The sequence below is a fragment of the Mycolicibacterium septicum DSM 44393 genome, assembly GCF_000455325.1.
GTDB lineage: Bacteria > Actinomycetota > Actinomycetes > Mycobacteriales > Mycobacteriaceae > Mycobacterium > Mycobacterium septicum.
In genome coordinates, this window is record NZ_HG322953.1 from 370,110 (window position 1) to 383,202 (window position 13,093).

The 13,093-nt window shown below is 68.2% G+C and carries 10 protein-coding genes; all 10 read left to right on the forward strand.

Translation table 11 applies throughout. The features are described 5' to 3' along the window. Window positions 1-1,833, forward strand: a 1,833-nt coding sequence (locus TX88_RS28655) for a S9 family peptidase (protein ID WP_110918219.1), incomplete at its 5' end; no start/stop codon positions are given. Window positions 1,834-1,843: 10 nt separating this feature from the next. Continuing rightward, window positions 1,844-3,094, forward strand: coding sequence for a saccharopine dehydrogenase family protein (locus tag TX88_RS28660; RefSeq protein ID WP_044522820.1), 1,251 nt, complete (start codon window positions 1,844-1,846; stop codon window positions 3,092-3,094). 115 nt (window positions 3,095-3,209) lie between these two features. After that, window positions 3,210-3,830, forward strand: coding sequence for a DUF937 domain-containing protein (locus TX88_RS28665; RefSeq protein ID WP_044522823.1), 621 nt, complete (start codon window positions 3,210-3,212; stop codon window positions 3,828-3,830). Window positions 3,831-3,930: 100 nt separating this feature from the next. Then, window positions 3,931-6,582 carry a valine--tRNA ligase gene (locus TX88_RS28670; protein WP_044522827.1) on the forward strand — a complete coding sequence of 884 codons (2,652 nt, stop codon included), beginning with the start codon at window positions 3,931-3,933 and terminating at the stop codon, window positions 6,580-6,582. A gap of 7 nt (window positions 6,583-6,589) precedes the next feature. Beyond that, a complete protein-coding gene (gene folC / locus TX88_RS28675; RefSeq protein WP_044522831.1) occupies window positions 6,590-7,996 on the forward strand; it encodes a bifunctional tetrahydrofolate synthase/dihydrofolate synthase in 1,407 nt (468 codons plus the stop codon). 77 nt (window positions 7,997-8,073) lie between these two features. Continuing rightward, window positions 8,074-8,412 carry a DUF4233 domain-containing protein gene (locus TX88_RS28680; RefSeq protein WP_084622311.1) on the forward strand — a complete coding sequence of 113 codons (339 nt, stop codon included), beginning with the start codon at window positions 8,074-8,076 and terminating at the stop codon, window positions 8,410-8,412. A gap of 84 nt (window positions 8,413-8,496) precedes the next feature. Next, window positions 8,497-8,919, forward strand: a complete 423-nt coding sequence (gene ndk / locus TX88_RS28685) for a nucleoside-diphosphate kinase (protein ID WP_044522837.1) — start codon at window positions 8,497-8,499, stop codon at window positions 8,917-8,919. 289 nt (window positions 8,920-9,208) lie between these two features. Further along, window positions 9,209-12,280, forward strand: coding sequence for a ribonuclease E (locus TX88_RS28690; RefSeq protein WP_044522844.1), 3,072 nt, complete (start codon window positions 9,209-9,211; stop codon window positions 12,278-12,280). A gap of 165 nt (window positions 12,281-12,445) precedes the next feature. Continuing rightward, on the forward strand, window positions 12,446-12,757 hold the full coding sequence (gene rplU / locus TX88_RS28695) for a 50S ribosomal protein L21 (protein WP_044522855.1): 312 nt from the start codon (window positions 12,446-12,448) through the stop codon (window positions 12,755-12,757). Window positions 12,758-12,772: 15 nt separating this feature from the next. Further along, complete coding sequence (gene rpmA / locus TX88_RS28700; RefSeq protein WP_003879727.1) at window positions 12,773-13,039, forward strand: 50S ribosomal protein L27; 267 nt, start codon at window positions 12,773-12,775, stop codon at window positions 13,037-13,039. Window positions 13,040-13,093: the final 54 nt, after the last annotated feature.

Sequence of the window (13,093 nt, forward strand, 5' to 3'; positions counted from 1 at the left end):
ATATGGGAATTGGATCCTGCAGGGGTCGAACCCGCGCGCCGGCTGACCCAAGGGGTCAAAGGGGAGTCCGCTCCGGTGTTCACCGCCGACGGAGACGTGTTGTTCCTCGCCGTGCGTCCCGGGGAGGGCGAGGACAAACCGCCGGCGGCCCTGTGGCGGCTACCCGCCGGCGGCGGTGAGGCATCCGAGGTGCTGACGATGCCCGGCGGTGTCGCGGGTGCGGCGAGCGCCCGCGCCGCCGACGCCACCGTCGTCACCGCCTCCCTGCTGCCGTCGTCGGCCGGAGTCGACGACGACAAGGCGAAGCGCGAGGCCCGTAAGGACACCAAGGTGTCGGCGATCCTGCACACCGGCTACCCGGTCCGGCACTGGGATCACGACCTGGGTCCGGACCAGCCCCACCTCTTCGACGCCGACGGGCGGCGGGACCTGACCCCCGGTCCGGGCGCGGCGTTGCGCGAGACGACCTTTGATCTCAGCGCCGATGGCGGATTCGTGGTGACGTCCTGGCAGGAGCCCGGCCCCGGCACGGCGCTGCGGGTTGCGCTCGTGCGCATCGACCGGGTCACCGGCGAACGCACCACCATCGCCGAGGAACCCGGAGCCGACCTGGAACGCCCCGCGATCGCACCGGATGGCAGCGCGGTGGCCTTCACCCGGGAAACTCATTCCACTCCCACCGCGCCGCCACGGATCACGTTGTGCTGCATGCAGTTCGGAGAAGACCCGGTGGAGCTGACCGGCGACTGGGATCGCTGGCCGTCCTCGGTGGCCTGGACGCCGGATTCCTCGGCGCTGATCGTGACGGCCGACGACGGCGGCTGTGGTCCGATCTTCTCCGTGGACCCCGTATCCGGCGCGGTCACCAAATTGACCGATGATGACTTCACCTACTCCGATGTGCGTCCCGCGCCCGGCGGGGTGATCTATGCGCTGCGCAGCTCCTATGCCGCGCCCCCGCATCCGGTCCGGATCGACCGGGACGGCACCGTCACCGCGCTGCCGTGCCTGGAGGCACCAGAACTGCCCGGCACGGTGACCGAGGTGACCGCGACCGCCGCCGACGGCACCCCTATCCGGTCTTGGCTCACCCTGCCCGAAGGCGACGAGCCGGCCCCGCTGGTGCTGTGGGTTCATGGCGGCCCGCTTGGCAGCTGGAACACCTGGCACTGGCGGTGGAACCCGTGGTTGCTCACCGCCCGGGGGTATGCCGTGTTGATGCCGGATCCGGGCCTGTCCACCGGCTACGGCCAGGACTTCATCGCACGCGGCTGGGGCTCCTGGGGCGGCGATCCCTACACCGACCTGATGGCGGCTACCGATGCCGCGTGCGCACATCCGCGAGTCGATGCCTCGCGCACCGCCGCGATGGGCGGATCGTTCGGCGGTTACATGGCCAACTGGATCGCCGGGCACACCGATCGGTTCGACGCCATCGTCACGCATGCCAGCCTGTGGGCGCTGGACCAGTTCGGCCCCACCACCGACGGGGCGTACTGGTGGGCCCGGGAGATGACACCCGAGATGGCCCAGCGCAATTCACCACACCGGTTCGTCGGTGACATCGCCACCCCGATGCTGGTGATCCACGGCGACAAGGACTATCGCGTACCGATCGGCGAGGCGCTGCGGCTGTGGTACGAGCTGCTCACCCATTCGGGGCTGCCCGCCGACGAGAACGGCGAGAGCCCCCACCGGTTCCTCTATTACCCGACGGAGAACCACTGGGTGCTGGCGCCGCAGCACGCCAAGATCTGGTACCAGGTGGTGACGGCATTCCTGGCCGACCACCTGCGCGGTGAACCGGTGCAGTTGCCCGAATTGCTCGGGTAGCGTCGAGATCGTGACGCAGCGTGAGTTTGATCTGGTGCTGTACGGCGCCACGGGATTCGCCGGAAAACTGACCGCCGAGTACCTGGCCAGGGCCGGGGGATCGGCCCGGATCGCCCTGGCCGGCCGTTCCGAGGAGCGCCTGCGCGCGGTCCGCGACGGCCTGGGGCCCGGCGCGCAGTCGTGGCCGCTGGTGACCGCCGACGCCACCTCTCAGCCCTCTCTCGACGCGATGGCCGCACGCACCCAGGTGGTGGTGACGACGGTGGGGCCGTACGCCCGCTACGGCATGCCGCTGGTCGCGGCGTGCGCCGCGGCCGGTACCGACTACGCCGACCTCACCGGTGAGACGACATTCATCCGCGACAGCATCGACCTCCATCACAAGCAGGCGGTCGACACCGGTGCCCGGATCGTGCATTCGTGCGGATTCGATTCGGTGCCATCTGATCTCACGGTGTATGCGCTGTATCAGCGGGCGCTCGCAGACGGAGCCGGGGAACTCGGTGACACCAACCTGGTGGTGCGCAGTTTCGCCGGCGGCGTGTCGGGCGGCACCGTGGCCTCGATGCTGGAACTGCTGGACACGCTGTCGTCGGACCCGGAGGCCCGGGCGCTGATGAACGACCCGTACACGCTGAGCCCCGACCGTGGGGCCGAACCCGAACTCGGCGCTCAGCCCGACGTGCGGTGGCGCCGCGGTGGTGAGATCGCTCCCGAGCTCGCCGGGTACTGGACCGGCGCGTTTGCCATGGCCGCCCCGAACACCCGAATCGTGCGGCGCAGCAACGCATTACTGGACTATGCCTACGGGCGCCGCTTCGAGTACGCCGAGCAGATGAGCCTGGGCCGCTCGCCTGCGGCGCCGCTGGCGGCCGCAGCGGTGACCGGAGCCAACGCATTCACGCTCGGTGTGGGCGGCCGCTACTTCAACCGGCTGCCCGGCGGTCTGGTCGCGAAGTTGGCTCCCAAGCCGGGTACCGGTCCCAGCGAGCGGGCCCGCGAGCGGGGCCACTACCGCGTCGAGACCTACACCACGACGACATCGGGCGCCCGGTACGTCACAAGCATGGCCCAGCAAGGCGATCCCGGATACAAGTCGACAGCGGTGCTGCTCGGCGAGTGCGGGCTGGCGCTGGCAACCGATCGGGACGCGCTGTCGGACCGCCGTGGCGTGCTGACACCGGTGGCCGCGATGGGGGATGTCCTGCTCACCCGGCTACCGGCCGCCGGGGTGTCGCTGGAAACCACTGCCCTGAGCTGAGCTGGCGCAACACGAACGGATCCGCCTGCGTCGAACACCTGTGGGGCAAGATCAGATTCGACTAGTGTCGTTGTCGAGGACTTCCAGTACGCCAGCAACGAAGGTGGGATGAAAAATGGCCGGTCTCGATGATCTGTTCGCGCAGATCCCCGTGGCGGATATCGCAAGCAAGCTCGGCGCAGATGAAGGCGAGGTGAGCGCCGCCATCAAGACCCTGGTGCCCGCGCTCGTCGGCGGTGTGGCGGAGAACGTACAGGCGGACAACATCGACTCGAGCGATCTGGAGTCGGCCGTGTCCGCGCAGGGCGCCAGCGGCCTGCTCGACGGCGGCGTGAGTGTCGACCAGGTCGACGCCAACGAAGGCAACCAGATCGTCTCGAAGATCTTCGGCGGCAACGACAGCAACCAGGTCGCGTCGGCGTTGGCCGGCACGGGCGCCGGTGGCGGTGATCTGATCAAGAAGCTGCTGCCGATCCTGGCGCCGATCGTGCTCGCCTACATCGGCAAGCAGTTCGCCCAGAAGAACGCCGCTCCGGCCGGAGAGGCGCAGGCTCAGGCTTCCGGCGGAGGCGGCCTGGGCGACATCCTCGGCAGCATCCTGGGCGGCGCGACCGGTGGCGGCGGCGCCGCCAACAACCCGCTGGGCAGCATCCTCGGCAGCGTGCTCGGCGGCGGTGGCAACCAGGGCAATGCCATCGGTGAGATCCTCGGCGGCCTGCTCGGCGGCAAGAAGTAGCCCCGGCACCAAGCCGGCTCGAGAGCCTCCGACGCCCAGCGAACGCACCGGGCATCGGGGGCTTTCGCGTATTCGGGCACGTCCTTCTTAGAATGGCTCGGTGACCCCCACCCCTGACGATCGTGCCGATGCCCTCCCCAAATCCTGGGATCCGGCCGCGGTAGAAGCCGACCTGTATCAGGGCTGGGTGGATGCCGGATATTTCACCGCCGATTCGGCCAGCGAAAAGCCGCCTTATTCGATCGTGCTGCCGCCGCCCAATGTGACCGGCAGCCTGCACATGGGCCACGCGCTCGACCACACCCTGATGGACGCCCTCACCCGCCGCAAGCGCATGCAGGGCTACGAGGTGCTGTGGCTGCCCGGCATGGACCACGCCGGCATCGCCACCCAGACCGTGGTGGAAAAGCAGCTCGCGGTCGACGGCAAGACCAAAGAAGACTTCGGTCGCGAGCTGTTCGTCGAGAAGGTGTGGGACTGGAAGCGTGAGTCCGGCGGCACCATCGGCGGGCAGATGCGCCGCCTCGGTGACGGCGTGGACTGGAGCCGCGACCGCTTCACCATGGACGAGGGCCTCTCGCGCGCGGTGCGCACCATCTTCAAGCGGCTCTTCGATGCCGGCCTGATCTATCAGGCCGAGCGGTTGGTCAACTGGTCACCGGTGCTGGAGACCGCGATCAGCGACCTCGAGGTCAAGTACGAGGACGTCGAGGGCGAGCTGGTCTCGTTCCGCTACGGCTCGATGAACGATGACGAGCCCCACATCATCGTGGCCACCACCCGTGTCGAGACCATGCTCGGTGACACCGCGATCGCGGTGCACCCCGACGACGAGCGGTACCGCCACCTGGTCGGCACAACGCTGGCACACCCGTTCGTGGAACACGGGATGATCATCGTGGCCGACACCCACGTCGACCCCGAATTCGGTACCGGCGCAGTCAAAGTCACCCCCGCGCACGACCCGAACGACTTCGAGATCGGGCTGCGCCATCAGCTGCCGATGCCGACGATCATGGACACCAAGGGCCGGATCGCCGACACCGGAACCCAGTTCGACGGCATGGACCGGTTCGAGGCCCGGGTCAAGGTGCGTGAGGCGCTGGCCGAGCAGGGCCGGATCGTCGCGGAGAAGCGGCCGTACCTGCACAGCGTCGGACACTCCGAGCGCAGCGGTGAGCCCATCGAGCCGCGCCTGTCCCTGCAGTGGTGGGTCAAGGTGGACGGTCTGGCCAAGGCGGCAGGCGATGCGGTGCGCAACGGCGACACCGTGATTCACCCGCCGAGCCTGGAGCCGCGGTGGTTCGCCTGGGTGGACAACATGCACGACTGGTGCATTTCCCGGCAGCTGTGGTGGGGTCACCGGATCCCGATCTGGCACGGTCCCAACGGCGAGACGGTGTGCGTCGGTCCCGACGAGACCCCGCCGGCCGGCTGGGAGCAGGACCCCGACGTGCTCGACACCTGGTTCTCCTCGGCGCTGTGGCCGTTCTCCACCATGGGCTGGCCCGACCACACGCCCGACCTGGCCAAGTTCTATCCGACCTCGGTGCTGGTCACCGGCTACGACATCCTGTTCTTCTGGGTGGCCCGGATGATGATGTTCGGCACGTTCGTCGCCGACGATCCGGCCATCACGTTCAACGGCAAGCGCGGTCCGCAGGTGCCGTTCGAGAACGTCTTCCTGCACGGGCTGATCCGCGACGAGTTCGGCCGCAAGATGAGCAAGTCGCGCGGCAACGGGATCGACCCGCTGGACTGGGTGGAGAAGTTCGGCGCCGACGCGCTGCGGTTCACCTTGGCCCGCGGCGCCAGCCCCGGCGGTGACCTGTCCATCGGTGAGGACCACGCCAGGGCCTCCCGCAACTTCGCCACCAAGCTGTTCAATGCCACGCGGTTCGCCCTGATGAACGGTGCGGCTCCCGCGCCGCTGCCCGCTGCGAGCGACCTGACCGACGCCGACCGCTGGATCCTCGGTCGCCTCGAAGAGGTTCGCGACGAAGTGGATGCGGCACTCGACAGCTATGAGTTCAGCCGGGCCTGCGAATCGCTGTACCACTTCGCCTGGGACGAGTTCTGCGACTGGTACGTGGAACTGGCCAAGGTGCAGCTCGGTGAGGGTGTTGCTCACACGACCGGGGTGCTGGCCTTCGTGCTCGACGCACTGCTCAAGCTGCTGCATCCGGTCATGCCGTTCGTCACCGAGACGCTGTGGAAGGCACTCACCGACGGCGAGTCGATCGTCATCGCGCCGTGGCCGCAGGCATCCGGCATCGCACTTGATCCGGTTGCGGCGCAGCACATTGCCGATATGCAGAAGCTGATCACCGAGGTGCGCCGCTTCCGCAGCGACCAGGGCCTGGCCGACCGGCAGCGGGTCCCGGCCCGGTTGTCGGCGATCACCGAGGCCGGCCTGACCGAGCAGCTGCCCGCGGTCACGGCGCTGGCCTGGCTGACCGACGCCGGTGACGGGTTCACGCCGTCGGCCTCGGTCGAGGTGCGTCTGACGCAGGCCACGGTCCTCGTCGAGGTCGACACCTCGGGCACCGTCGATGTCGCGGCCGAGCGTCGCCGGCTGGAGAAGGACCTGGCCGCGGCACAGAAGGAACTGGCCACCACCACGGCCAAGCTCGGCAACGAGGCCTTCCTCGCCAAGGCGCCCGAGAACGTCGTCGACAAGATCCGCGGCCGCCAGCAGTTGGCCGGCGAAGAGGTCGAGCGCATCAACGCACGCCTGGCCGGGCTCAAATGAGGGCCCGGTGACCGACCCGATTCCTTCCCCGGACGAGATCGCCGCGCTCCTGCAGGTCGAGCACCTGCTCGATCAGCGGTGGCCCGAGACCAAGCTGGACCCCAGCACGGCACGCATCTCCGCCCTGCTGGAGCTGTTGGGCTCGCCACAGCGGGCCTATCCGTCCATCCATGTCGCGGGGACCAACGGCAAGACGTCGGTGGCCCGCATCGTCGATTCGTTGCTGGTCGCCCTGCACCGGCGCACCGGGCGCACCGCGAGTCCGCATCTGCAGTCCGCGGTGGAGCGCATCTCGATCGACGGAATGCCCATCACCCCAGCGCAATACGTGAACACCTATACGGAGATCGAACCGTTCGTGGAACTGGTGGACCGGCAGTCCGAGGCCGCCGGTGGCCCGAAGATGAGCAAGTTCGAGGTCCTCACCGCGATGGCCTTCGCGGCCTTCGCCGATGTGCCCATCGACGTCGCGGTCATCGAGGTCGGAATGGGCGGACGCTGGGACGCCACCAACGTCGTCAACGCCCCGGTCGCGGTGATCACCCCGATCGGCATCGATCACACCGACTATCTCGGTGACACGATCGCCGAGATCGCGGGGGAGAAGGCGGGCATCATCACCCGGCAGCCGGAGGACCTGGTGCAGACCGACACCGTCGCGGTGATCGGCAAGCAGGTTCCCGAGGCCATGGAGGTGCTGCTGGCCGAGGCGGTGCGCGCCGACGCGGCCGTGGCCCGCGAGGATTCCGAGTTCGCAGTGCTCAGCAGGCAGGTCGCCATCGGCGGACAGGTGCTGGAGCTGCAGGGCCTGAGCGGTGTGTACTCCGACATCTTCCTGCCGCTGCACGGTGAGCATCAGGCTCACAACGCCGTTCTCGCATTGGCCGCGGTCGAGGCGTTCTTCGGTGCGGGCGCGGACCGCCAGCTCGATGTCGAGGCCATCCGGGCCGGCTTCGCGTCGGTGCGCAGCCCGGGCCGCATGGAACGCATGCGAAGTGCGCCAACGGTTTTCATCGACGCGGCGCACAATCCCGCCGGAGCGGCGGCGCTGGCGCAGACCCTGCAGCAGGAGTTCGACTTCCGCTACCTGGTGGGGGTCGTGTCGGTGATGGGGGACAAGGACGCCGGCGGCATCCTGAGCGCTCTGGAGCCGGTCTTCGATCAGATCGTGGTCACCCACAACGGTTCACCGCGGGCGATGGACGTCGAGTCGCTGGCGTCGCTGGCCGAGGAGCGGTTCGGGCAGGATCGGGTGATCACCGCCTCGACGCTGCCTGATGCGATCGAGACGGCCACCGCCCTGGTCGAGGAGGCCGGGGCAGACGAAGGACTGTCCGGGTCCGGCATGGTGATCACCGGTTCGGTGGTGACCGCCGGCGTGGCCCGGACCCTGTTCGGACGGGACCCGCAGTGAGCAATCAGACCCCCGGTGACCAGACGCCGAGTGACAAGCCGGCTCCGCCCGACCCCTGGAAGAGTTTCCGCGGGGTGATGGCGGGGACGCTGATTCTCGAAGCCATCGTCGTACTGCTGGCCCTGCCGGTGGTGGGTGTCAGCGGCTCCGGGCTGACCTGGGCGTCGGGCGGATTCGTGGTCGGGCTGGCCATCGTGCTGATCTTGATGTCGGGGATCCAGGGCCGGCCCTGGGCCATCTGGGCGAACCTGGGCATCCAGCTGGTGGTGATCGCCGGTGCGCTCATCCATGGGGCCATCGGCTTCATCGGCGTGATCTTCGCCGTGGTCTGGCTGCTGATCGTGTACCTGCGGGGTGAGGTCAAACGCAGGCAGGATCGTGGCCTGCTGCCGGGTCAGCAACCGCCCAGCGAATAGGGCAGTGATAGCTGGGCCACAGTGCGGGCTCCGTCGGGGCCCCGAGATGGCGCCGCGCTGTTACCGACCGGTACGCTCTCTGCCGTGACTGAGCAGACCCTTGTCCTGATCAAGCCCGACGGCGTGCAGCGCCACCTGGTCGGGGAGATCCTCGGCCGGATCGAGCGCAAGGGCCTGACCCTGGCGGCGCTCGAACTGAAGAACGTCAGCGTCGAGCTGGCCAAGCAGCACTACGCCGAGCACGACGGCAAGCCGTTCTTCGATTCGCTGCTGGAGTTCATCACCTCCGGACCCGTCGTGGCAGCCATCGTGGAGGGGCCGCGCGCCATCGCCGCGTTCCGTCAGATCGCCGGCGGCACCGATCCGGTGGAGAAGGCTGTGCCCGGCACCATCCGCGGTGACCTGGCGCTTGTGACCCAAGACAACCTGGTTCACGGGTCGGATTCGCCGGAGTCGGCGGCCCGCGAGATCGCCCTGTGGTTCCCTGGCGAAGCCTCCGCCGGATAATCCTTCTCGCAGTCTGGTCAGTACCGCGTCAGTGATGTGGGATACTGGTTGCGGGTAGCCAGCCTCAACCGAGGCTGAACACCCGAATGAAGACTTCGACGAGCGCGACCACCGCAATCCGGTGCGGCGCGGGCCGTCCAGCCATCATTCAGCCAGGCACCGGGTGGGTTCGGTAGCGAACCGCCCGGAGCGAGACCACAACAAGTCCGGGGAAAGTGTCCCGGGCCAATAGCGGAAGCCCTCGCGTGGCCGCGTCGATACGACGCGCCCGGGGGCTTGAGGAGAATTCGTGGCCGAAGATGCCCAGAATGAAGACCTATCAACCCAGACTCCGCAACAGGAGGGACTGCCCGAGCGGCTGAGAGTCCACTCCCTGGCGCGGGTACTCGGCACCACCAGTAGGCGTGTGCTCGATGCGCTGGCCGAGTTCGACGGGCGTGCGCGCAGTGCACATTCCACCATCGACAAGGTCGACGCGGAGCGGGTCCGTGACGCACTGGCCCTCGGTTCGACAGAACCGGGTCCGATCGATCAAGCGGCTCCGGCGCAGGTCGAGGCCGTGGCGGTCGCCGTGACCGAGTCTGTCGCGGCTCCGGCCGAGACCCCGGCCGATGCCCCCGAAGCAGCCGCGGCGCCCGCCGCCGGGACGGAACCGGCCCCCGAGGCGGACCCCGTTCTGGTGGGCGATGAGCCCGAATCCCGGTTGATCCTGGAGACCGCGAACATCCCCGCGGCCCGCGAAGCCCACACCGAGCGGGCCGATTACCTTCCGCTGTTCGTCGCACCGCAGCCCGTCAGCTTCGTGCCGGTGCGCGTCGAAGAAGATGTCGACGACGAGGACGAAGACGACGACGACAGCGACACCGGCAGCGATGCCGACTCCGAGACGGACGACGAACAGGCGGATCGCCCCGCCGCGCGTCGGCGCCGCCGGGGCCGCCGCGGCCGTGGCCGTGGCCGCGGTGAACAAAGTGACGAGAATGGCTCTGACTCGGGCCCGGATTCCGATACCGACGATGACCAGAGCGAGTCGGACCAGGATTCCGATGACGACTCCGACGAGTCGGACGAGGGCAACGACGAGGACACCGCCGGCAGCGACGGCAGCAACCGTCGTCGGCGTCGCCGCCGGCGGCGCAAGTCCGGCGCGGGTGACAACGATGATGCGGGCTCCCCGGATGACCCGCCCAACACCGTCGTGCACGAGCGCGCCCCGCGCGCCGAGCGGTCCGGCAAGAGCAGCGATGATTCGGAGATCCAGGGGATCAGCGGATCGACCCGCCTGGAGGCCAAGCGTCAGCGCCGCCGCGACGGCCGCGACGCGGGCCGTCGTCGCCCGCCGATCCTGAGCGAGGCGGAGTTCCTGGCCCGTCGCGAGGCCGTCGAACGCACCATGATCGTCCGCGACAAGGTCCGCACCGAGCCGCCCCACGAGGGCGCCCGCTACACCCAGATCGCCGTTCTGGAAGACGGCGTCGTGGTCGAGCACTTTGTCACTTCAGCGGCGTCGGCGTCTCTGGTCGGCAATATCTATCTGGGCATCGTGCAGAACGTGCTCCCCTCGATGGAAGCCGCCTTCGTCGACATCGGCCGCGGCCGCAACGGTGTGCTCTACGCCGGTGAGGTGAACTGGGAGGCCGCCGGGCTCGGTGGGTCGAACCGCAAGATCGAGCAGGCGCTCAAGCCGGGCGACTATGTACTGGTCCAGGTCAGCAAGGACCCGGTGGGGCACAAGGGTGCCCGACTCACCACGCAGGTCTCGCTGGCCGGCCGCTACCTGGTCTACGTACCGGGCGCGTCGTCGACCGGGATCAGCCGCAAGCTGCCCGACACCGAACGCCAGCGGCTCAAGGAGATCCTCAAAGAGGTCGTGCCTGCCGATGCGGGCGTGATCATCCGCACCGCCTCGGAGGGCGTCAAGGAAGAGGACATCCGCTCCGACGTCGAGCGGCTGCAGCAGCGCTGGACCGAGATCGAGGCCAAGGCCACCGAGGTCACCGGGAAGAAGGCCGGCGCCGCCGTTGCGCTCTACGAAGAGCCCGACGTGCTGGTCAAGGTCATCCGCGACCTGTTCAACGAGGATTTCTCGGGTCTGATCGTCTCCGGTGACGAGGCCTGGGCCACGATCAACTCCTACGTGAACACCGTCGCCCCCGATCTCGTGGGCCGGCTCACCAAGTACGAACCCGCCGGCGGCGCCGACGCTCCCGACGTGTTCGCCGTACACCGCATCGACGAGCAGCTGGCCAAGGCGCTGGACCGCAAGGTGTGGCTGCCCTCGGGCGGAACCCTGGTCATCGACCGCACCGAGGCGATGACCGTCGTCGACGTCAACACCGGCAAGTTCACCGGTGCCGGCGGCAACCTCGAGCAGACCGTCACCCGCAACAACCTGGAAGCCGCCGAGGAGATCGTGCGACAACTGCGGCTGCGCGATATCGGCGGCATCGTGGTCATCGACTTCATCGACATGGTGCTCGAGTCCAACCGGGATCTGGTTCTGCGCCGGCTGACCGAGGCGCTGGGCCGGGACCGCACCCGCCATCAGGTGTCCGAGGTGACCTCACTGGGCCTCGTGCAGCTGACCCGGAAGAGGCTGGGAACCGGTCTGGTCGAGGCGTTCTCGACCACCTGCACGCACTGCGCCGGCCGCGGCATCGTCCTGCACGGCGACCCGGTCGACACGGCCTCGTCATCGAACGCCGGCCGCAAGGCCGAATCCAGTGGCGGCGGTGGTGGCGGTGGTGGCGGCCGCCGCAGCAAGCGGGGCAAGCGGGGTAATGCCCGTCCCGAGCCCGAAGAGGTGCCTGTCGTCAAGGTGCCCGACCATCCGGCCGGCGAACACCCGATGTTCAAGGCGATGGCTGCGGCGAACGGTCGCCACGACGAAGACCACGAAGGTCATGAGGGCCACGAAGAGTTCGACGAGCACGCTGTCGCCGAGACTGTCGACGGCGAAGGCGACGAGCAGGTCACGCCCGAGGACGTGGATGTGACCGACGAGTCTCCCGACGGTGAGTTCGACGCGCAGGACGTCGACGAGTCCGATGAAGACGAGTCCGATGACTCGGACGAGGATTCTGACGAGGACGAGGACGAGATCGACCTCGACGACGAGGACCTCGATGACGACGACGATGATCTGGACGACATCGACGACTCGGATGAAGATGACGCGGACGACGACGAGTCGGACGAGTTCGACGACTCCGAGGATTCAGACGACTCAGACGACGCTGACGAGTCCGAAGAGGACGTCTACCAGGCACCGGAGCCCGTGGTGGCCGAGGTGCAGCCCAGTCGCGGCCGTACTCGTCGACGCGCCGCAGCCAGGCCCGCGGGGCCGCCGACCCACGAGTAGAGGGCGGTTTGACCCTCTACCCGCTGGTCAAGTACCCTTGACCAGTTGTCTCCAGTGCCTGTAGTAGTCGCAGGCCGGTGACGGCGGGGCATCCCGCCACCCAAGACCCGCGCACGCACCGACCGGTAGCGCGCGCCCGCAGAGAGCAGCAGAGCAGAGGACACGATGGCGACATACGCAATCGTCAAGACCGGCGGCAAGCAGTACAAGGTTGCCGTCGGTGACGTGGTGAAGGTTGAGAAGCTCGACTCCGAGCCTGGCGCATCGGTATCACTGCCCGTCGCCCTCGTGGTCGACGGTGCCAAGGTCACCAGCAAGTCCGACGACCTGGCCAAGGTCGCCGTGACCGGCGAGGTGCTGGAGCACACCAAGGGTCCCAAGATCCGCATCCACAAGTTCAAGAACAAGACCGGCTACCACAAGCGCCAGGGGCACCGTCAGCAGCTGACCGTGCTCAAGGTCACCGGCATCAAGTAGCGAGGGAGCGAACTAATGGCACACAAGAAGGGCGCTTCCAGCTCACGCAACGGTCGTGAGTCTGCAGCACAGCGACTCGGCGTCAAGCGGTTCGGTGGTCAGGTCGTCAAGGCCGGCGAGATCCTCGTCCGCCAGCGCGGCACCCACTTCCACCCCGGCGTCAACGTCGGCCGTGGCGGCGACGACACCCTGTTCGCGTTGGCTCCCGGCTCCGTCGAGTTCGGTTCCAAGCGCGGTCGCAAGCACGTGAACATCGTTCCCGTGCCGCGCCCGGAGGCCTGAGACTCCGAGGATTCTCCGCGAATGTGAAGCAGCTGCGAGTTCTCGATAGGACTA